Here is a 20235-nt window from a genome sequence, read left to right on the forward strand (position 1 = left end):
ACCCGTTGGCAACAATTATTCCGGACGACCGAAATTCTTTCGCGTCGGCATTTGGTCGAACATCGCGGGGATTACTCGGCCAGGGCGACGTGCCAGGTGCCGTTCAGGAGTCCGTCGCCGGTCATGTCGCCGGGTTTCGCATCCTTGATCCAGCGATACAGCGGATGTCCGCGATAGGCCCATTGCCGGCTGCCGTCGTCGCGCGTCACGATCGACCAGTCGGCATGGGCGGCAAAGCCGGGATCGGCGACGATCGGCGGCCAGTTCGCGGCGCAAGCGCCGTTGCAGGCAGAGCGGCCGTCGGCATCCTTGTCGAACATATAGAGGGTCATTCCCGCCGCATCGACCAATGTCTGCCCCTTGGCGGTCGTGGCGACGTGGATCGAGGGCGGGTTGTGGGCAAAGGCGGGGCTGGCCGTGAGCAGCGCAAGGCCGCAAAGGGTGAGGAAACGCATGTCGGTTCTCCAATGGACGCCGCATCCCGCCAGGCGGGACCGGCCGGTCGAGCGCCGGGTGAAGCGCTCCATCGTTAGACCCCGGTCGGCCGCTTCTATTCCCGCTCGAACCAACTAAATCGCCTGGTTGAATTGCGCCCTGGCCACATCGGCGATGGGATGGAGTTCGGCCTCGTCGAGCGGCCCGACCAGGCTGAACCCGAGCCCATCACGCGACCAGCTCACCGATGTCACCCGCCCGGCATTGCCCAGCTTCATCGGCGTGTCGCGATCGATCGCCATGTTGCGCGACAGCAACGTCAGTCGCGTGCCCTTGCCGTTGTCGAACATGTAGAGCACCGCCGGCCCGTGCGGCGTCGGGACGACGCGACCGCCGATGAAACTGTATCCCGAACCCGACAGATCGGGGATCGACATGGGACGTTCGAGGCGGCGCGAAGCCCATTTGATCAGCTGCGGCGCGTCGGCGGCCTTGATCTCCACCGGCCGGCCCATATCGGGCGCGTAGACCGCGTAACTGTCCGTCGCCTCCTGGGCGAGCGCGGCGATCCCGGCGCGCGGAGCTTCCCGCGCCGAGCGCAGGCCCCAGCCTCCCAGGCCGCTCATCACCATCAGCAGCAGCGCGGCAGCCACCTGCCAGGGGCCGCTGCGCCAATGTCGGCGCTGGCGCTGGTGACGATCGACCAGGCGGCCGAGGTTGAGCTCCGCCGGCACCGGCTCGTCCGCGAGCGGCCGGAGCGCATCGCGCATTGCGCCGCGCAGCGCGAGGTCGATCGCGATGCGCTCGGCGACCTGGGGATGCCCGGCCAGATAGGCTTCGACCTCCGCCCGTCGGCGGCTGTCGATTGCGTCGTCGACATATCCCTGGAGGTCGTCATCGGTGATCGGGCGACCGCCGTTCATTTCACTCTCCTCAGATAGGGTGCGGCGGGTTGGTCGCGGCCCGCAATCTCGTCACGCAGACGCGTCCGCGCGCGGGACAGCCGCGACATCACCGTGCCGATCGGTATGCCCAGCGCCTTGGCCGTGTCGGCATAGCTCAGTTCCTCGATGGTCACGAGCAGCAGGACCGCGCGCTGGTCGTCGGGCAGGCGATCGAGCGCCCGCATGACGTCGTGGTGATGGATTCCCGCTTCCTGGTCGGGGGCGCGCGCGATAGCGGCCGGACTGGCATCCTCCACCGGGACGTGCGGCCCGCGCCGCGCCGTCTGGCGCATGCGGTTCATCGCGAGATTGTGGAGGATCGTGAACAGCCAGGTCCGGGCATCGCCGTCGGCGCGCCGCTGGTGCCAGCGGCTGATCGCGCGCTCGAGACAGTCCTGCACGAGATCGTCCGCCGCGACGCTGTCGCGCAGCAGCACGCGGGCGTAGCGCCGCAGCCGAGGGATCAGCGGTTCGACGAGGAGCATCATGTCGTGCATGGCAACTCAGGGCTGCTGCATTTGCACGATCGCGCCGGGGGCGTCCGCGGTGCCTTCACGGATAGCGAGCCAGCGTCGCGCGGACGGCGCATCTGCCTGGACCACTTGCCGGATCGGTCCGGTCGCGTTGACGATCGCTGACCCTGCCGGATTGGTCATGAAGCTGGCAAGCGGCTGGACATCGCCAGTGCCATCGGCATTGGCCGCAAGCACGAGCTGATAGGGGTGCTTGGGCATGAGCCCGGTCGCAGAAGCCTGGAGGATCTGGATGAGGCCTTGGTCGAACAGTGTGACGCTGGTCACCGCCTTGCCGCCCATGGCGAGCGCCAGCTTGGTCGTCTGGCCGGCGACACCCAGCGGCTGGAGGTTCTGGAGACCGTCACCCTGCGGCACGGCATTGGCGACATAGCCGATCGCCTGGGGCGCCTGGCCGATCGGCACGGTGCCGACCAGCTTGTTGGTCATGGTGTCGATCATTGCCAGGCCGTCGTCATTCTCGAGGCCTACGAAGATGCGGCGGCCGTCGCCCGACGGCCAGACGCCGTGCGGAAGCCGACCGACCGGGATGGTGGCAACCTTCTCGTAGCTGTCCGTCCGGAACACCTGCACTTCGCCGAGACCCCCGACCGTGACGTAGGCGAAAAGGCCCCTGGTCGTTCGCGCGAAGTTGACGTGATTGGTGATCGGGCCGGTGTCGATCACCTTGAGCGTGGCGAAGGGCGGGTTGGCGTCGATCACGACCGTCTTGCCGATGTCCTTGAGCGTATACCAGACCTGCTTGCCGTCCGGTGTTGCTGCGATGTTGGGGCAGAAGGGGCTGGGTTGCGCGACACGGCCGACAATGGTGTGGGATGCCACGTCGAACACGACCAGCTCGGGATTGAAGGACGAGCAGACATAGCCGTATTTCCCGTTGGGCGAGAAAATCGTCATGCCGGGGCCGCCGGGTGTCTTCAGCCGCATCTTCTCCTCGTACGTCGTCGGATCGATGACCGAGATATAATCCTCGCCGCGCACGGTGACCCACACTTCCTTGCCGTCGGGCGTGAAGAAGGCCTCATGCGGGGAGCGCCCTACATAGGTGGTGTGCTTCACGCTGTTGGTGGCAGTATCGATGAACGTCACCGAGTTCGAGCCGATCGATACGACCGCCAGCGTCCTGCCGTCGGGCGAGAAGCCAAGGCCGTGTACCAGCACCTGTCCCTTGTAGAGCGGGCTGAAATTGGCGGGCTGGGGATCGCCCAGGCGGATGACGCCGAGCAGTTTGCCGTCGATTGGATCGGTCACCGACACGGTGTTCGAGAATTGTTCGGCTGCATAGACGCGGTCGCGATGGCTCGCCGGAACGCTACGGTTCCACGGCGCTTGCGGGGCATCCTGGGCAAGCGCGGGAGAGGCTGCGGTGGCTAGTGCCAGGAGCAGGGCCGTAGTCTTCATGTCATTGTGCCTTCGCGGAGGTGTGGTGGGCGGGTTGCTGGGTCGGAGCGGGCGCGGACGGGGGCAGTGGGTCGCCCATCGCAAGGCGCATGGCCGCGATCTCCTGCTGCTGGTCGACGATAATCTCCTGGGCGATCCTCTTGAGGTTTGGATCGGTGCCGTACCGCAGCTCCGCTACGGCCATGTCGATCGCGCCCTGGTGGTGCGGGATCATCATCGTGACGAAATCGCGGTCGACGTTGCCCGTGGGCGACACGTGCATGCCGGACATCATCCGGTCCATAGCGACGTCCATCGCGCTGGCGAAGTCGGAGCCGCCGCTCATCGCGCTGGCGCCGGTCGCCAGCAAAAGCGCCCCCGCCGAAAGAAAGAATTTGGATCGAGGCATTGCGCATCTTCCTCTGAGTGACGCGAGTGAGACAGTGCAGAGCCGCCGCTTATTCCCTCCTGTTGGAAAAATATTCCGCTCGGAGTGCGAGGGACGTGCGGCTAAAGGTCGGCACCCGATCTTTGGGCAAGATGAACTGCAATGGAGCCACTGCTTTGCCGTCTTCATGGAGCGTTTCCGCCGCGCCGGGTCGCCGTGTTTCGCCGTTCCGTCGCGCAGAAGCTGCTACGATCGCTGGTGCCTTTGCGATCATGCTCAATTCGGGTGTGCTGGCGCTGGCGGATCTGATTCCTCTCCAAACTGCACGCGGCGGCCTGTTGCGACTGCTTTCGGCGATTCTGGATGGGGTCGTGCAACTGCCTCACGACCGATCATTCCAGTTCTGGTTCCACGGGCTCGTCGGACTCGCCATGGCGCTATTTTATGCCTTCGCGCTTGAGCCACCCATGCGCGGAGCGCCTTGGCTCAAGGGTGCGATCTATGCGCTGGCCGTGTGGTTGGCCAACGCGTTCATCGTGTTGCCATTGACGGGAGAGGGCGTCGCAGGCAGCGCCCACCTCACGGTGATGGGCATGGTCTGGTTCGCCGCCGCGCACACATTATTCTTCGTGACTCTGGCGACAAGTTATCCGCGGATTCTGGATGGTATGGCCCGCTATTCCCGCCGCAACCAGCGAAGTCACCTATAGGGTTCCCAGAGGCACTTCGCGCCGGCGCTCGCCAGCGAGCATCAGAGCACCGGGCGGCAGGAGTCGAACGCGACGCAACGCGGTCCCCATGCGATTCCGAATGGAAGTGCGACACAGCCGGGCGACCAATTCTGTCACGAGCATAGAAAGGCGGGCACGGCGCTCAATGGGCAAACACTTCGGCGGATACTGAATAGAGAATCTCCGCCCTAGCAGTCGCTGCGGCCTTCAATCCCATCGCGTCGGGTACGATCTGCTCGACATAGAAGCGCGCGCTGGCCGTCTTCATCGCCAGAAACGCCGGATCGCCGCTCGCTTTCGCAGCTGCGCGGCCCTGCCGCTCCATCAGCCAGCCGCACACTGCGGTCGAGAGCATGGTGAGGAAGGGGTAGCTCGCCGCCAGCCGGTCATCGGCATCGCGGCTCATCAGGTCGCGCCCGATCGCGTCGCAGGCCTCGATCAGCTCGACCAGCCCTTCATCCTTGGCCTCGGCGCGCATGTCGGCGATCAGCCGCGCGAACACGCCGCCATTGTCGAGGCCAAGCTTGCGCCCGACCAGATCGGCCGCCTGGATGCCGTTGGTGCCCTCATAGATCGGCGTGATCCGCGCGTCGCGGAAGAACTGGGCCGCGCCGGTCTCCTCGATATAGCCCATGCCGCCATGCACCTGGATACCGATCGAGCTGACCTCACAGCCGATATCGGTGCCATGTGCCTTCGCCAGCGGGGTGAGCAGCTCGAGCCGATCCTGCGCGCCCGCCTCGTCGATCGTGGCGCGGTCGACATGGCTCGCGGCATAATAGACCAGCGCACGCGCCGCCTGAGTCTGCGCCTTCATCCGCATCAGCATGCGGCGCACATCGGGATGCTCGATGATCGCGACGCTCTCCTTGCTGGCCGATCCCGCGCGCGGCGACTGGATGCGGTCCAGCGCATAGGCCACCGCTGCCTGAGTCGCGCGCTCGGCGACCTGCGCGCCCTGGAGCCCGACATTGAGCCGCGCATTGTTCATCATCGTGAACATCGCGCGGATGCCGCCATACTCGCCGCCGATCAGCTCGCCCACGCAATCGTCATGGTCGCCGAAGCTCAGCACGCAGGTCGGCGACGCATGCAGCCCCATCTTGTGCTCGATCGAGGCGACGCGGACATCGTTGAGCTCGCCCGGGTTGCCTTCGGCATCGAGCCGGTATTTGGGCACCAGGAACAGCGAGATGCCCTTGGTCCCCGCCGGCGCATCGGGCGTGCGCGCAAGCACGAGATGGACGATGTTGGGCGCCATGTCATGGTCGCCGAACGAGATGAAGATCTTGGTGCCCCTGATACTCCAGGTCCCGTCGTCGCGCGGCTTTGCCTGCGTGCGCAGCGCGCCGACGTCCGATCCGGCCTGGGGCTCGGTCAGGTTCATCGTGCCGGTCCACGCGCCGGTCGCGAGATGCGGGAGATAGAGCGCTTGCTGTTCGGGGCTGCCGTGATGAATCAGTGCCTCGATCGCGCCGACGGTCAGCGTTGGGGCGAGGGCGAGACCCATATTCGCCGCGCCGAGCGTGTCGAGCACTGCGGTCTGGATCGCGAAGGGCAGGCCCTGGCCGCCAAAGGCTTCGGGCACGCCGATCGTGCCCCAGCCGCCCTCGACATAGTCGCGATACGCCTTGCCGAAGCCTTCGGGCATGACCACCCCGTCGGGCGTCCATTTGGCGCCGACGGTATCGCCCTCGCGCAACAGCGGCGCCCACTCGCCCGCAGCGAAATCGCCAATCCCCTCCAGCACCGCCTCGATGACATCTTCGGTGGCGGCAGCGAAGCGATCGGCTTCTGCCAGCGTACCGATACCCACGACATAGTCGAGGACAAAGCGCTGGTCAGCGGTGAAGCTCGTGAAAGACAAGCAGATACCTTTCCAAATGGGCGCCGAAAGGGCGAGTTGAGGCGACGTCGCCTCTAGGCCGGGGGATTGGCGCCGATGATCGCCTTCACCTCTAGATATTCGGCAAAGGCGAAATCGCCCCATTCGCGGCCGTTCCCGGACTGCTTGTAGCCTCCAAAGGGAGCGGTGAAGTCGACGCCGGCGCCATTGAGGTACACCTGACCCGTGCGAAGCCGGCGAGCGACCTCCCGCACCTGGGCGGGATCGTTACCCTGCACGCCGCCCGACAGGCCATATGGACTGTCATTCGCGATCGCGATTGCCTCTTCTACCGTATCGTAAGCGATAATCGACAACACTGGCCCGAAGATTTCTTCGCGGCCGATCGTCATCTGGGGTGTCACCCCGGCAAAAACTGTCGGCCGCGCGTAATAGCCTTCCTCGAGGCCTTCGGGTTTGCCAGGACCGCCCGCGATCAACCGGGCACCCTCAGCGATACCCGTCTCGATCAACGCCTGCACCGTCGTCCATTGGCCTTGCGACACGAGTGGGCCCATTTCGTGATTTTCACTCGGCGGCCCTACAGAGATCGCATCCGCCGCTGCTGCCGCAATGCGAACGACCGCGTCGATATGGGTTGCCGGGACCAGCAGCCGCGTCAGTGCCGAACAGGTCTGGCCGGTGTTCAGCATGGCGCCCTTGACAGCGCCAGAGACTGCAAGCTCAAGGTCTGCGTCCGCAAGCACGATGTTCGCGGATTTCCCGCCCAGCTCCTGGCAGACTCGCTTGACCGTTTGCGCTGCATTCCGAGCGACTTCGATCCCGGCGTTTGTCGAGCCTGTGAAGGACACCATATCAATGTCCGGATGCGCGCTGATCGCGGCGCCAATCACGGTCCCCCGGCCATCCACCATGTTGAAAACTCCGGGCGGTACACCTGCCTCGTCAAGGACTTCAGCCCAGATGTGCGCCGAAAATGGCGCAAGCTCGGCTGGCTTCAGAACCATCGTGCAACCTGCTGCGAGCGCCGGAACAACTTTTGCGGCAATCTGGTGGAGTGGCCAGTTCCACGGCGTAATGAGGCCGCAGATGCCCACCGGTTCGCGCACGATCTGCGTTGTTCCGCGTGCTTCCTCGAACGGGAAATTCTGCAGCACACCGATGGCGACCTGGAGATGGGCGATGCCAAGCGCGGCCTGCATGTCGCGCGCCAGCCAGATCGGAGCGCCGAGTTCTTCGCTGATCGCTGCAGTCATATCTTGATAGCGGGCCTCAAGGCAGCCCTTGATTCGCGTCAGGACAGCGATCCTCTCCTCGCGCGTTGTGTGCGACCAACTCTCGAATGCAGTCCGGGCGCATTCAACGGCGCGATCGACATCCGCCGCCGAGCCCCTGCTGATAAGGCCAGAGACGCGACCGGTGGTCGGATCGATGACCTCGGTCTGTTCAGGTATCGCCGGAGCGACCCACTCACCGCCAATATAAAATTTCCTGTAATCGCGCACGGGCAACTCCTCTCATTTTCCCGCGGTCCAGTGGCGCCTCCGCTGAGACAGATGGCGCAGGACCATGCGGCAAGGACGGCGCCCATATCAGATACCAAATGATATTCAAAGATCGACCGATGTTTTATGTCTGCTGCGGATCTGCGCTACGCGTTGACGGGAGATCGGAGGCATTCTAGATACCGATCGATCTTTTGATACGAGTCGGAACTGATCCGCCTTTCTGAGCCTCGATCCGGTCCCGGCAACCCGGACACGATGTGCAGATCGACGCGTGGCAACCGACAGGCCAGCGAGTGCGCGCAATGGATGAAGCAATGAAGCTCGATCACCTTTTGGTGATGACTGATGATCTGGCCGGGACCGAAGCGTTCTTTCGGGATCTCGGCAATCTCACCGTAGGCGTGCGCCCGCCTTTCCCGTTCCCTGGCAGCTGGCTTTACGCTGACGGGCAAGCTGTCGTGCATCTTGCGGAAGCCCGCACCAGTGGTGCCTCCAATTATCTGCGCCCGGCCGATGGGGCATCCTCGACCTATATCGACCATGTCGCATTTACAGGCGGCGACCACGCCGCCTTTCTCGAGCGTCTTGCGAAAACAGGCATGGAGCATTTCGAGCGTCAGGTTCCCGAAACCGGCGAGCGGCAGATCTTCGTCACGGGCCCCGGCGGTCTCAAGCTGGAATTCATCTTCCGCTGATGCCGCGCGGCAACTCACTTCCTCAGTTTGATATGGATTGGAACGACCTGATGTCCATTACCCTCTCGACCCCGCTCGAGTTGCCTTGCGGCGCTATTTTGCCCAACCGCATCGTTAAAGCAGCGATGAGCGAAGGGATGGCGGACGCCCGCAACCATTCGACGCCTCGTCTCGAGGCGCTTTATCGCCGCTGGGGCGCGAGCGGGGCAGGGCTACTGCTGTCGGGCAATATCCAAGTCGACGCGGATCACCTCGAGCGGCCGCTCAATATCGTTCTTGAAGGCCGGGACGGCCTTGAAGCCCTTGGCCGCCTGGCGAGCACCGGAAAGGAAGGCGGCGCAAAATTCTGGGCTCAGATCAGTCACACCGGCCGGCAGGTCGACAGCCACATAAACCCTGCTCCCCTGGCCCCATCGGTGGTTGAACTTGATGTGCTGCGGGGCGCAGGTTTTTCCTTCGCTGTCCCTCATGCGATGTCCGAGGCTCAGATTCAGGATGCCATCGGCCGGTTCGCCCGATCCGCGGCCCTCGCGCGGGATGCCGGATTCGACGGGGTGCAGTTGCACGCCGCACATGGCTATCTCATCTCACAATTCCTGAGCGGACACACCAACAAGCGTAGCGACGGATGGGGCGGCCCGCTCGCCCAGCGCGCGCGCTTCCTGATCGAAGTTATCGCCGCCGTGCGCGCAGCGGTCGGCGCGGATTTCCCGATTGGGATCAAGCTCAATGCGTCCGATTTCCAGAAGGGTGCCTTTACCAATGCCGATTGTATTGAGGTCGTCGGCTGGCTCAATGAAACGAGTCTCGATCTGATCGAGCTTTCGGGAGGCTCGCTTGAGCAACCCAAGGTTGTCGGCATCGCATTGAAGGATGAGGGCGTCGACGGCCGGAGTGAAAGCACCAAGGCGCGCGAGGCCTATTTCATCGACTTCGCGGCTGGAGTGCACGCCGCCGCCACCATGCCGGTGATGGTCACCGGCGGGTTCAGGACGCTGGCGGGAATGCAGGCGGCGCTGGAAGATGGCGACCTTGATCTAGTGGGTATCGGCCGGCCGATGATCGCTGACCCGGAATGCCCGCGCAAGCTGCTGGCCGGTGAGATCGAGCAGGCACCCGCCCCGGAGCGGGCGCTGGACCTTTTCCACCTGATGGGCTGGTTCAACATGCAGCTAGAACGGCTCGGTGACGGGCTTGATCCCGATCTGAATTGGGCAGGGGCGGACGCAGCAGCGACTTTTGCCGCCCTTGAGACCGGCAACATGCAGGCCCTGCTCACGGAGCGGGCGACGCGCCGGGCCGCCTGACCAGCTGCGGCAACCGTGACTTCCACAATTTGAGAGTGAGAAAATGGACAGACTGGCTGGCAAGGTTGCGATCATCACCGGTGCGGCTGGCGGACAAGGCGAGGCCGAGGCCCGCCTGTTCGCCGCTGAGGGCGCGTGCGTAGTGCTGACCGACGTTCAGGATAAGGGCGAAGGCGTCGCCAGGGACATCGGCGGCAATGTCGTGTTTCTCAAGCATGATGTTTCAAGCGAGGCCGATTGGGCCCGCGTGGTTGCTGTGACCCTTGAGCGGTTCGGGCGGATCGACATCCTGGTCAACAATGCGGCGATGTACGACCCGAAGCCTATGATGGAGACCAGCCTTGCCTCCTTCCAGCAGCACTTCGCCGTCAACGCGGCTGGAGCGATGCTGGGCATGCAGGCTGTGTTCGCACCAATGCAGGCGGCAGGTAATGGTTCGATCATCAATATCGCGTCGATTTCCGGCACCAGGAAGATTCCCGGCCAGTTCGCCTATGCGGCCACCAAATGGGCGTTGCGCGGCATGACGGGCTGTGCCGCAGCGGAGTTCGGCCGCGCCGGCATTCGCGTCAACGCGGTGATGCCGGGAATGATCAGGACGGACATGATCGCCAAGCATGCGGCCGAGGACAATGCACGCTTCGAACAGATGGTGCCGATCGGCCGCGCCGGAGAGTCCGGCGAGATTGCGGAGATTGTCGCGTTCCTCGCCTCGGACGCCGCCAGTTATATCAATGGCGCCGAGATCGTCGCCGACGGAGGACTGACGCTCTAACATCCCTTGTCATTCGAATACCGTTCGTTCTTCGAAAATCGTTGACTAGCGGAATATCGTGCAGTAGCCAGCTTTTCATGGTCAGAATAAGAGGACGATCCCGCAAGCTTGCGGGGTCGAAGCCTCGCGACCTGGAGAGGCTGTTATGGAAAACGGGCAGTGGCGGGAGGAGCAGCGGTGGCGCAGGCGACCAGCCAGCCGGCGCTCGGTACGACTAACGGCTCTTTGGGTCGCGATGCGTCAGGACCTTCATGAGCCGGTCGATGATAGCGCCCGCCTCGTTCATCGAACCCGCCTCACGCAGCGGCTGCTGAAGACTGAGGCCGTGAACCAGGGCCTCGATCACATAGGCAAGATCGAGCGGATCCATCGGTACGGGCTGGCCGCTCGCCGCGAAATATTTCGTCACGATATCGGCCAGGCCGGCCATCTTGCGGTCCTGGAGCGGATAATAGGCTTTGGCGAACTCCGGGTTGCGCCGGGCGTGCAGTTGAAGCTCGATCATCAGTGTCGGAAAATCCGGCATGAGCGCATGCATGCTTTCCAGCCAGCGCGTGTTGGCCGGGAACAGATCCTCGGGCGCCATGTCAACGATCTGACCGACCTCCTCCAAATCCCTGTCCATGTGAACCTTGAGCAAGGCGAGGAACATCTCCTCCTTGCTGGCGAAATTCGAATAAACGGCCCCCTTCGAGTAGCCGGCCTCTGCGGCGACGAGTTCGATGGACGAGCCGTGATAGCCCATGTTGGAAAACACTGTCTCGGCGGCCTCGAGAAGACGCGCCCGCGTCTCGGCCTGTTGTTCCACCCGGGTCTTCCGCACGCGCTTCGTCAATGTCTGATCCTTCGATCCGGAACCGATCGGTATTCCGATGCCAGGCGTTCTCGTAGCCGATCCCTGCGATCGGGGACAAGTACAATTGCGGCACGCGGACTGACCAGCCGATCTCAACGGACAGATCAACAAACGACAAAAAAATAACAAACTTAGGGGAGAAAAGTCATGAAGACCTACGTCAAAGCAACCTGCGGGGTTTCGGTAACCGCGCTAGCCCTCGGACTGGCATCACCAGCCTGTGCGCAAGTTACGCCCGCGGATGGCGCCACGCCGCCGGCGCAAACAGCACCCGCCACAGCGTCCGACGACGGCGTCCAGGACATTATCGTCACTGCAAACCGCCGAAGCGAGTCAGCGAACCTGGTTGGGGCCTCGATCACAGCGGTCACCGGAGACACGCTCACAGCGCGCGGGGTCACCAGTGCTGCGGACCTCGCAAAGGTTGTGCCCGGCATGGTCTACACGCCGACGCCGTACAACACACCTGTCTATACGCTCCGCGGTGTCGGCTATTTCGATAATTCTCTCGCTGCATCACCAGCGGTCAGCGTGTCGGTAGACGAAGTCCCTCTCGCTTTCCCTGCCATGACCCAGGCAGCGGGGCTCGATATCGAGCGGGTGGAGGTCCTCAAGGGCCCGCAGGGCACGCTCTACGGACAGAACTCCACCGGCGGCGCGATCAACTATATTGCAGCCAAGCCAACCAGCAGTTTCGCTGCGGGGTCTGACATCAGCGTCGCACGCTTTGGTCAGGTCGATGCCAGCGCGTTCGTCAGCGGCCCGCTCTCGGACACGTTGCGCGCGCGCATCGCGGTCAAGACCGTGCAGGGTGGGGCCTGGCAGAAGAGTGTGACGCGCGCCGGCGACACGCTCGGCAACAGTCACCAGGGCATGGGCAGGATCCTGCTCGACTGGACGCCAAGCAGCCGGCTTCACGTCGCGGTAAACCTCAATGGCTGGCATGATGGCTCCGACACGCTGGCCGGCCAGGTGATTGCCGTCACACCGACCAATCCCGCCCGCGTGTCTCCGCTTCTCATGGTGCAGACGCCGCTCGACGCCGAGCATGCCGACTGGACGCCGAGTAATCCGGTCCACGCCAACGATACGTTCTACGAGGGATCGGTCAGGGCCGATTATGAGATCAGCGATGCTGTCAAACTGACGTCGATCAGTGCCTACCAGCATTTCAAGCAGGATAAGTTCAGCGACCTCGACGGCAGCGCTATCCGTGCTGGAGAGTTCCATCAGACGGGCAACATCGAATCCTTCTCGCAGGAAGTCAGGCTATCCGGCGACACGCTTGCGGTGCGCTGGATCGTCGGTGCGAACTATGCCCATGCCAACGTCCAGGACGACCTGTTCGACGAGCTCACTGAGCTCAGTATCAACCAGCCACTCGGGCCGCTCGTGCCGCCGTTCAACTTTTCGGCCGCGGCCACCCATCAGACACTCAACAGCTATGCCGGGTTCGGCAATGTCGAGGTGGATGTTGCGCCCCATGTCACGTTGATCGGTGGTCTGCGCTACACCCAGGCGAACCGCGACTTCAACGGCTGCACCGTCATCGTCGATCCGAACGCGGCGACGCTCGTCAACACCTTGCAATTCCTGTTCAAGGGATCGGTTATTCCGGTGAGCGTCGGACAATGCGGCTCGCTTGACGCCAACAACAATCCCGGGGCGCTGGTCGACAGCCTGCGCGAGCACAATCTCTCGTTCCGGGCCGCGGTGAATTACAAGTTCGATTCCGGCGTGCTGCTCTATGCGAGCGTCAACCGTGGGTACAAATCGGGTGGCTATCCGGTATTGCTGACCCTCAGCACGGACTCCTTCGCCTCCATTCCGCAGGAGCGGATCGTGGCGTATGAAACCGGCTTCAAGCTGCCGCTGTTCGAGCACCACCTGCAGGTGAACGCGGCCGCCTTCTACTATGACTATGCCGACAAGCAGCTCCACGGCCGGACCGTCGACCCGTATTTCGGGCTGATCGAAAAGCTGGTCACGGTACCGAAGTCGCGCGTCGCCGGCGCGGAAATCTCGATCGACGCACGACCGATCCCCGGGCTCAACATCAGCCTTGCCGGCAGCTATGTGGACACCAAGGTCCAGAAGTACACCGGTTTCAACGCTGCGGGCGTGATGGCCGATTACGCAGGGTCGGCTTTCCCCAACACATCGAAATATCAGGCTGCGGGCGATGCCCAGTACAGCTTCCCGATCGCGTCGAACGTTTCGGCATTCCTTGGCGGCAGCTTCACCTATGCCAGCACGCAAAGCGCGACTTTCGGCTCCGAGCCGGTCTTTCGCATACGACCCTACACCTTGGTCGATCTGCGCGCCGGTATCGAGAGCAAAGACGGTGCCTGGCGGGCGAGCATCTGGGGCCGCAATATCACGAACGTCTATTACTGGAACGGCGTCTTCCAGGCTTCCGACGACGTATACCGCCAGCCCGCGCGACCCGCGACCTACGGCGTGTCGCTGGCCTTGCGCTTTCACTGAAACTCCCGGGGGTGGCGCGTTCGCGCCGCCCCCGCCCAGCTTGATGAGGCAGTGATGGCGAATAGGCTCGAGGGAAAGATCGCGATGGTGACCGGCGGAGCGCGCGGGATCGGCGCCGCTATCGCACGGCGCTTCGCGGCCGAGGGGGCCGAGGTCACCATAACGGATATCGATGGTGAAACGGGCGCAAGGACAGCTGCGGATATCGGCGGTTCGGCTCGCTTCGAGCGCGTCGACGCCAGCGATCCCGATGCAGTCGCCGATTCGATAGATGCGCTCGCGGCGCGCACTGGCCGCATCGACATCCTGGTCAATAATGCCGGTATTCCGGGCAGCGCTCTTTTTCCGGATGTCTCGCTCGAGATGTGGGACCGGATACTTCGGATCAATCTCGACTCCGTCTTTTTCGGATGCCGGGCCGCAATTCCGCACATGCTGCGCCAGGGGCAGGGCGCGATCGTCAATATGGGCTCGATCTCCGGCCTTGGCGGCGATCATATGAACAGCGCCTATAATGCGGCGAAGGCCGGCGTGATCAACTTCACCCGCTCGATCGCGATGGATCATGCCGCCGCCGGCGTGAGGATCAATGCGATTTGCCCGGGCCCCGTCGCGACCGACATCAACGCGGTGCCGATGGGCATGCCCACCCTGATGGATGCCTGGCTCAAGGCGATTCCGATCGGGCGCTTCGCCCAGCCGGAGGAGATCGCTGCGCTCGCCGCCTTTCTCGCGTCGGACGAGGCGAGCTTCATCGTCGGTGCCGCCATTCCCATCGACGGCGGGATGACCGCCGGCGCGGGCCAACCTGATTTCGTCCGCCTGGTGCGCGAAGCGCGCGCTGAAGCGGCAAACTGAATTCCCCCACAAACAGAGGACCTATCACAACATGGCTGACCGACAGACCGACATCCCAACGATCCTGACCACGCTGCACGCGGCCTTCAAGCGACGTGATATGGACACCATCGCCCGCTACTTCGACGAGGATGTGCGCTTCGTCACGCCGGATGGTGAGATGCTCGGCAAACAAGCACGGATCGACGACGAGCAACGGCTGTTCGACACTTTCGACGACAGCGAGGTCGAGGTTACCGCGGCTATAATCAATGGGGACGAGGCCGCGGAATTTTGCGTCCTGCACGCAGTCTCCAAGGTCGGGCCTGCGCCGGGACGGAAGATCGCGATGCGCTATGTCGTCCACTACCGCTTCGCGGGCGAACTGATCACCTTCCAGGAAGTCTGTTTTGATCGTCTGGCCTTGCACCAGCAGCTTGGTCTCGCGGCATGAGCGCAACCGAATCGGCGATGGTCCCTGGCGAATGGGATCGGCGTGTCGATCTGGCGGCCGCCTATCGGCTGGTCGCGCTCCAAGGCTGGGACGACCTAATATTCACCCACCTGTCGGCGCGCGTCCCGGGCCCCGAGCATCATTTCCTGATCAACCCGTACGACATGATGTTCGAGGAAATCACGGCATCGAGCCTCGTCAAAATCGATGTCGAGGGCAATCCGGTCGGCCCGACTGACCACCCCGTGAACCCTGCCGGGTTCACGATCCACTCCGCGATCCATATGGCGCGCGACGATGCCCAGGCCGTGATGCATCTTCATACGGCGTACGGCCAAGCTGTTTCTGCGATGGAATTCGGGCTCCTGCCGCACACCCAGACCGCCATGATTGCGCGGCATGACGTCGCCTACCACGATTATGAGGGGATCGCGACCGACCTGGATGAACGGGAGCGGCTTGTGCGGGACCTGGGCACAAAGGACGCCATGATCCTGCGCAACCATGGGACACTTGCCGTCGGCGATAGCGTGGCCGCCGCCTTTCTCCGCCTCTATTTCCTCGAGCGGGCCTGCGAAGCGCAGGTGATGATGCTCACAGCCGGGAAGGAGAACCTCAACAACCCCCCGCAGGGTGTCGAGGCCAAGGTGGCAGGCCAGTCCAACCCGACCGATCTGTCGGCCCTCGCCGAGCGGCTCGCCTGGCCCGCGCTCTTGCGCAAGCTCGATCGCATTGATTCCGGCTTTCGCGCGTGAACGACGCCGCGACAGTCTCCCCGACAGTCATGACCGCAGACGCATCGAGCCGGCAGCATTCCCTGCCCCGAGCCGGGCTGGCATGGGCGATCTACGAGGGCGGGCGTACGCCCTACGTCATCCTGGTGATGATCTATGTGTTCACGCCCTATGTGGTGACCACGATGATCGGCGACCCGGTCAGGGGACAGGAGATTGTCTCACGCTGGAGCCAGTATGCCGGCTGGATCATCATGCTGGCCGCACCCGTGATCGGCACATCGATCGATCGCATCGGCCGTCGCAAGCCCGCGCTGATGGCGATGTTCCTGCTACTGGTTCCGCTGATGGCGTCTCTGTGGTGGGCCCGCGCCGATGGGACGGGTCTCAGTGTGCAGACGACGATGGTGATCCTCACCGCGAACGTCATTCTTCTCACCCTGTCCGAGCTGCTCCACAATTCGCTGCTCGTCCGCGCTGCGGGGCGCGAAAGCGCGCACATTGCCTCAAGCCTCGGCCTCTCGTTCGGGGCATTCTTCGCTCTGTCAGCACTGGTCCTTGTCGCCTTGGCCTTCGCACTTCCCGGCAAGGTGGACTGGAGTTTCGTCCCCGCCCGGCCATTGTTCGGCGTGGATGTGGCGCTGCATCAGCCGGAGCGTATCGTCGGCCCGATCGCTGCGGTGATCCTGATCCTGTGCGCCATCCCCTTCTTCGCCTTCGCGCCTGACGCGGCACCCACGAAAACGAGTCTTCCCGCTGCCTTGCGGTCGGGCGCGACCGATCTGGTGAAGCTGGTCGCGACGCTGCGCGGTCACCGCGAAGCGGCGACATTCCTGCTCAGCCGCATGTTCTTCTACGACGGCATGAATGCGATTGTCATCTATATGGGCGTCTTCGCTGGCGGCGTGATGCGCTGGGGCGCGCTCGAAATGCTCATTTACGGCGTGTTGCTGACCCTTTTCGCGGTGATCGGCGGATTGATGGCGTCGCGACTGGATGCCCGTTACGGGCCGAAGCGCGCCTTGCAGATCGAGATCGGGATGACATTTCTCGGCCTCATCGCCGAACTCGGCATGTCTCCCGATCGCATCCTTTACTGGTGGATCCGGCCTTCGCCCGGGGCCTGGCGAGTCTGGGAAGGGCCGGTGTTCCGCTCGCTCCCTGAGCTTGTCTTTGTCGTGATCGGCCTGTTCATCGCCGCGTTCGTCACCGCCCATTATGCCTCAAGCCGGACGATGATGACCCGCGTGTCGCCACCCGACCGAATGGGGTCGTTCTTCGGGATTTATGCTCTGTCCGGTACGGCAACCAGCTGGCTGGCGCCGACCTTTGTAACGCTCGGCACGGCGTATTTCCACAGCCAGCAGGGCGGATTGGCGACGCTGACGCTATTGCTCGCGGTCGGCCTAGTAGGGCTCACCTTCGTGCGGGAGCCTGGCACCCGGAAATGACCCCGGAGCAGATAAATGTCTATTGTAATTTGGATACCAATCGATATTTGAACTGCAGCCGGTGATCGTGCGACCCAGCCGGGTCAGTCTACATACGGGCAGAACGGGCATTCGGGTGCCTGGCAGCTGAGAATGCCTGCCGCGCCCAGCCGGATGAATTGAACCGGGCAGCGGGCTTGGCCTGTGGCTCATCGAGAGGAAGTCCCATGAAGTTCTTCGTCACCGGCGCGACCGGATTTATCGGCGGCTCGGTTGCCCACCGGCTACTGGCCGACGGTCACCACATCACTGGCCTGACCCGGTCGGAAGAGAATGCCGAACAGTTGCGATCGCTTGGAATTGTACCCGTGCTGGGCGCGCTTGATGATGTGGATGTCCTTACGAGCGCGGCTCGTGCCGCAGACGCCGTCATCCATTGCGCCGATGCCGACCATGCCGCATCGGTCGACACGCTGCTGTCGGCGTTGGAGGGAAGTGGCAAGCTTTTCATTCACACGAGCGGTTCGAGCATCGTCGCCGACGATGCGCAGGGCGAGCATCCGGGCGTCGAACTGACCGAGGACACAGCCTACACGCCAGTCCCGTTTCGAGAAGCGCGTGTCGACATGGTCCGGCGCGTGCGTGAAGCAGGTATCAACCACGCCATCCGCTCGGTCGTTATCTGTCCATCGATGATTTACGGCGAAGGCCGCGGACTCCATCCAGACAGCGATCAGCTCCCGAAGCTCACCGCGTTGTCGCGGCAGATGGGCGCGGGCCTCTATCTCGGTAAGGGCCTGGCGCGGTATTCCAACGTGCATATCGACGACGTGGTCGCACTCTATGCGCTTGCAATCGCCAAGGCGCCGGCGGCCTCGCTCTTCTTCGCGTCCAACGGTGAAATGTCGTTCAAGGAGATCGCCGAGAACATCGCTCGCGTGATCGGCCAGGACGGCAAGACCCACAGTCTCGATGTCGAGGAAGTCACCCAAGGCTATGGCCTTGCCGCGCGCTACGGCCTCGCCTCGAACAGCAGGGTCATTGCCGCCAATGCGAGGCGCCTGGGGTGGGCGCCCGCGGGGATTTCGCTCGCCGAGTGGTTCCAGGTCCAGGCGAGCTGACAGTCGCCCTGCCAGCATTTTAAACTGAAGGCGTTCTCTCCCCATGGCGCTCAGATTTGCAAACCCCGGTCCGGAAACGCATCGTCCGCAGTTGCTGATTCGACATATATTGGAGGGAGCGCTCGCGCAGCACGGCGACCAGGAGGTCGTCTACCGCGACCAGACCAGAATGACCTACGCTCAGCTTGGCGAGCGCGTTCATCGGCTTTCCTCGGCTCTCTCAGGGCTCGGCGTTGTGCCGGGGACGGTAGTCGCGATGCTGGACTGGGACAGTCATCGCTACCTCGAGGGATATTTCGCGGTGCCGATGATGGGGGCCGTGCTCCAAACCGTTAACCTGCGCCTGTCTTCCGAGCAGCTCATTCACTGCCTCGCCGGCTCCGAAGCCGAGGTGATCCTGGTGCACCGGGATTTTGCGGGCGCGATCGAACACCTTCTTGACCGCTTGCCAATGGTGCGCGTGGTCGTCGTCATCGCTGACGGCCAAGATATGCCTGCCGGTCGTCACGACTATGAGGCCATGCTGGCTGCCGCGGCTCCGGCGTTTCCGTTCGAGGATTTTGACGAGAACGCACTCGCGACCACGTTCCACACGACAGGCACCACCGGCCTGCCCAAGGCGGTCAGCTTCAGCCACCGGCAAATCGTGCTGCAGGCGCTCGCGCTCATGGCGACTCTGGCCGCGCAGCCGGACGGCCAGGCGCTGCGCCGCGATAGCGTCTACATGCCGCTGACGCCGATGTTTCATGTCCACGCCTGGGGCGTGCCCTTTGTCGCGACCATGCTGGGAGTGAAGCACGTCTATCCCGGCCGCTACGATCCCCGATTGATCCTTCAGCTCCAGCGGCAGGAGCGCGTCAGCTTTTCGCACTGCGTTCCTACCGTCCTGCAGATGATCCTCGAGGCGGCCCAGGCGGGCCAGCAATCGATCCTCGGTCCCTGGGCAATGGTGATCGGTGGGTCTGTCCTGACGAGCTCGCTTCGCCGGGCGGCCGAAGCGGCCGGGATCACGGCTTTCGCAGGCTATGGAATGTCTGAGACCGGACCCGCGACGTGCATCGCCAGGACGAGCGGCACATCCGCCGAGGTCGACGTCGATCTGCGGCGCGCCGGCTATCCATTGCCGCTCGTTCAGACGGCAATCATTGACGATTCGATGCGCCAGCTGCCGTGGGACGGCGCAAGCGCCGGTGAGTTGGTGGTGCGCTCACCGTGGTTGACGGCGAGCTATGCTGGCGATGAAGCGGCTAGTCAGGCGCTTTGGACTGGTGGTTGGCTCCATACGCAGGATCTTGCCACCATTGACGCGCACGGCGCCGTGACCATTCAGGACCGCATCAAGGACGTCATCAAGACGGGCGGAGAATGGGTCGTGCCAAGCGATCTCGAGGAGCTGCTGCTGCTGCACCCGTCCGTTGGCGAGGCGGCCGTCATCGCGATTCCTGATGACCGCTGGGGAGAGCGCCCCTTCGCGTTCGTCGTATCAACGGCAGGTGAACGAGATGCGTCAACGCTGCGAATGCATCTGTCGACATTCGTGGACAGCGGCAGGCTCACGCGAATGGCGCTCCCGGAAGGCTTCGCGTTCTTGACCTCACTTCCTCGGACCAGCGTAGGCAAGATCGACAAGCGCGGGCTTCGCGCCACCTTCGACAACGATGGATCACAAGCCACGACCTAGTCTGCAAAGCGCCATGTGCTCGCCACCTGGGTTTTCGTGAATCCGCCCGCGCTGACCATTTTGTACCAAGTCGTCGCTTCTCGGAAGGGCGAC

General features: G+C 63.4%; 19 protein-coding genes. 11 read left to right on the forward strand and 8 right to left on the reverse strand.

The annotated features are described in order from the left end of the window. Positions 1-71 precede the first annotated feature (71 nt). The 5 genes from WC729_RS26565 to WC729_RS26585 all read right to left on the reverse strand — a co-directional run bounded on the left by WC729_RS26565 (position 72) and on the right by WC729_RS26585 (position 3701). Entirely contained in the window at positions 72-455 is a 384-nt protein-coding gene (locus tag WC729_RS26565; protein WP_372857578.1) for a hypothetical protein, read from the reverse strand. A 114-nt stretch (positions 456-569) separates the two neighbouring features. Continuing rightward, positions 570-1358 (reverse strand): anti-sigma factor, encoded by a 789-nt coding sequence (locus WC729_RS26570; RefSeq protein ID WP_372857580.1) that lies wholly within the window; start codon positions 1356-1358, stop codon positions 570-572. Then, positions 1355-1876 (reverse strand): RNA polymerase sigma factor, encoded by a 522-nt coding sequence (locus tag WC729_RS26575; RefSeq protein ID WP_372857582.1) that lies wholly within the window; start codon positions 1874-1876, stop codon positions 1355-1357. Before WC729_RS26575 ends, WC729_RS26570 begins: the two co-directional genes overlap by 4 nt. A gap of 6 nt (positions 1877-1882) precedes the next feature. Continuing rightward, positions 1883-3313 (reverse strand): YncE family protein, encoded by a 1431-nt coding sequence (locus WC729_RS26580; RefSeq protein ID WP_372857584.1) that lies wholly within the window; start codon positions 3311-3313, stop codon positions 1883-1885. Position 3314: 1 nt separating this feature from the next. Continuing rightward, the gene (locus WC729_RS26585; RefSeq protein ID WP_372857586.1) at positions 3315-3701 is read right to left on the reverse strand and encodes a DUF305 domain-containing protein; all 387 of its coding nucleotides are present in this window, start codon (positions 3699-3701) and stop codon (positions 3315-3317) included. Between the two features lie 95 nt (positions 3702-3796). Between WC729_RS26585 and WC729_RS26590 the strand changes: the two genes are divergently transcribed. After that, complete coding sequence (locus WC729_RS26590; RefSeq protein ID WP_372857588.1) at positions 3797-4390, forward strand: hypothetical protein; 594 nt, start codon at positions 3797-3799, stop codon at positions 4388-4390. Between the two features lie 163 nt (positions 4391-4553). On the opposite strand, the gene WC729_RS26595 is transcribed toward WC729_RS26590, so the two are convergent. Further along, entirely contained in the window at positions 4554-6278 is a 1725-nt protein-coding gene (locus tag WC729_RS26595) for an acyl-CoA dehydrogenase (RefSeq protein ID WP_372857590.1), read from the reverse strand. A gap of 53 nt (positions 6279-6331) precedes the next feature. Continuing rightward, complete coding sequence (locus WC729_RS26600) at positions 6332-7762, reverse strand: aldehyde dehydrogenase family protein (RefSeq protein ID WP_372857592.1); 1431 nt, start codon at positions 7760-7762, stop codon at positions 6332-6334. Between the two features lie 317 nt (positions 7763-8079). On the opposite strand from WC729_RS26600, the gene WC729_RS26605 reads away from it, so the two are divergent. Genes WC729_RS26605 through WC729_RS26615 form a run of 3 tightly spaced genes read left to right on the forward strand, consistent with a single transcriptional unit; the run spans position 8080 to position 10542 of the window. Then, positions 8080-8460, forward strand: coding sequence for a VOC family protein (locus WC729_RS26605; protein ID WP_372857594.1), 381 nt, complete (start codon positions 8080-8082; stop codon positions 8458-8460). Beyond that, positions 8460-9767, forward strand: a complete 1308-nt coding sequence (locus WC729_RS26610; RefSeq protein WP_372857596.1) for an NADH:flavin oxidoreductase/NADH oxidase family protein — start codon at positions 8460-8462, stop codon at positions 9765-9767. The genes WC729_RS26605 and WC729_RS26610 overlap by 1 nt, the downstream gene beginning before the upstream one ends. Before the next feature lie 43 nt (positions 9768-9810). Further along, positions 9811-10542 carry an SDR family NAD(P)-dependent oxidoreductase gene (locus WC729_RS26615; protein ID WP_372857599.1) on the forward strand — a complete coding sequence of 244 codons (732 nt, stop codon included), beginning with the start codon at positions 9811-9813 and terminating at the stop codon, positions 10540-10542. Between the two features lie 214 nt (positions 10543-10756). Here WC729_RS26615 and WC729_RS26620 read toward each other — a convergent pair whose 3' ends face one another. Continuing rightward, complete coding sequence (locus WC729_RS26620) at positions 10757-11377, reverse strand: TetR/AcrR family transcriptional regulator (RefSeq protein WP_372857601.1); 621 nt, start codon at positions 11375-11377, stop codon at positions 10757-10759. A 168-nt stretch (positions 11378-11545) separates the two neighbouring features. Here WC729_RS26620 and WC729_RS26625 point away from each other — a divergent pair, with 168 nt between their 5' ends. The 7 genes from WC729_RS26625 to WC729_RS26655 all read left to right on the forward strand — a co-directional run bounded on the left by WC729_RS26625 (position 11546) and on the right by WC729_RS26655 (position 20142). Then, positions 11546-13885: a TonB-dependent receptor gene (locus WC729_RS26625; RefSeq protein ID WP_372857603.1), complete on the forward strand. Its 2340-nt coding sequence runs from the start codon at positions 11546-11548 to the stop codon at positions 13883-13885. Positions 13886-13939: 54 nt separating this feature from the next. Continuing rightward, entirely contained in the window at positions 13940-14743 is an 804-nt protein-coding gene (locus WC729_RS26630) for an SDR family NAD(P)-dependent oxidoreductase (RefSeq protein WP_372857605.1), read from the forward strand. 31 nt (positions 14744-14774) lie between these two features. Beyond that, positions 14775-15176: a nuclear transport factor 2 family protein gene (locus WC729_RS26635; RefSeq protein ID WP_372857607.1), complete on the forward strand. Its 402-nt coding sequence runs from the start codon at positions 14775-14777 to the stop codon at positions 15174-15176. Beyond that, a complete protein-coding gene (locus WC729_RS26640; RefSeq protein ID WP_372857609.1) occupies positions 15173-15931 on the forward strand; it encodes a class II aldolase/adducin family protein in 759 nt (252 codons plus the stop codon). Before WC729_RS26635 ends, WC729_RS26640 begins: the two co-directional genes overlap by 4 nt. A gap of 29 nt (positions 15932-15960) precedes the next feature. Next, positions 15961-17361 (forward strand): MFS transporter, encoded by a 1401-nt coding sequence (locus tag WC729_RS26645; RefSeq protein ID WP_372857611.1) that lies wholly within the window; start codon positions 15961-15963, stop codon positions 17359-17361. 206 nt (positions 17362-17567) lie between these two features. After that, the gene (locus tag WC729_RS26650; protein WP_372857614.1) at positions 17568-18461 is read left to right on the forward strand and encodes an NAD-dependent epimerase/dehydratase family protein; all 894 of its coding nucleotides are present in this window, start codon (positions 17568-17570) and stop codon (positions 18459-18461) included. Between the two features lie 91 nt (positions 18462-18552). Next, entirely contained in the window at positions 18553-20142 is a 1590-nt protein-coding gene (locus WC729_RS26655; RefSeq protein WP_372857616.1) for a long-chain-fatty-acid--CoA ligase, read from the forward strand. Positions 20143-20235 lie beyond the last annotated feature (93 nt).

It is taken from the genome of Sphingomonas sp. (assembly GCF_041661825.1).
GTDB lineage: Bacteria > Pseudomonadota > Alphaproteobacteria > Sphingomonadales > Sphingomonadaceae > Sphingomonas.

What these genes read in the sequence shown, in the direction of transcription:
- WC729_RS26565 (WP_372857578.1), bottom strand. Translation starts at nt 455, where the DNA reads ATGCGTTTCCTCACCCTTTGCGGCCTTGCGCTGCTCACGGCCAGCCCC.
- WC729_RS26570 (WP_372857580.1), bottom strand. Translation starts at nt 1,358, where the DNA reads ATGAACGGCGGTCGCCCGATCACCGATGACGACCTCCAGGGATATGTC.
- WC729_RS26575 (WP_372857582.1), bottom strand. Translation starts at nt 1,876, where the DNA reads ATGCACGACATGATGCTCCTCGTCGAACCGCTGATCCCTCGGCTGCGG.
- WC729_RS26580 (WP_372857584.1), bottom strand. Translation starts at nt 3,313, where the DNA reads ATGAAGACTACGGCCCTGCTCCTGGCACTAGCCACCGCAGCCTCTCCC.
- WC729_RS26585 (WP_372857586.1), bottom strand. Translation starts at nt 3,701, where the DNA reads ATGCCTCGATCCAAATTCTTTCTTTCGGCGGGGGCGCTTTTGCTGGCG.
- WC729_RS26605 (WP_372857594.1), top strand. Translation starts at nt 8,080, where the DNA reads ATGAAGCTCGATCACCTTTTGGTGATGACTGATGATCTGGCCGGGACC.
- WC729_RS26610 (WP_372857596.1), top strand. Translation starts at nt 8,460, where the DNA reads ATGCCGCGCGGCAACTCACTTCCTCAGTTTGATATGGATTGGAACGAC.
- WC729_RS26615 (WP_372857599.1), top strand. Translation starts at nt 9,811, where the DNA reads ATGGACAGACTGGCTGGCAAGGTTGCGATCATCACCGGTGCGGCTGGC.
- WC729_RS26625 (WP_372857603.1), top strand. Translation starts at nt 11,546, where the DNA reads ATGAAGACCTACGTCAAAGCAACCTGCGGGGTTTCGGTAACCGCGCTA.
- WC729_RS26630 (WP_372857605.1), top strand. Translation starts at nt 13,940, where the DNA reads ATGGCGAATAGGCTCGAGGGAAAGATCGCGATGGTGACCGGCGGAGCG.
- WC729_RS26635 (WP_372857607.1), top strand. Translation starts at nt 14,775, where the DNA reads ATGGCTGACCGACAGACCGACATCCCAACGATCCTGACCACGCTGCAC.
- WC729_RS26640 (WP_372857609.1), top strand. Translation starts at nt 15,173, where the DNA reads ATGAGCGCAACCGAATCGGCGATGGTCCCTGGCGAATGGGATCGGCGT.
- WC729_RS26645 (WP_372857611.1), top strand. Translation starts at nt 15,961, where the DNA reads ATGACCGCAGACGCATCGAGCCGGCAGCATTCCCTGCCCCGAGCCGGG.
- WC729_RS26650 (WP_372857614.1), top strand. Translation starts at nt 17,568, where the DNA reads ATGAAGTTCTTCGTCACCGGCGCGACCGGATTTATCGGCGGCTCGGTT.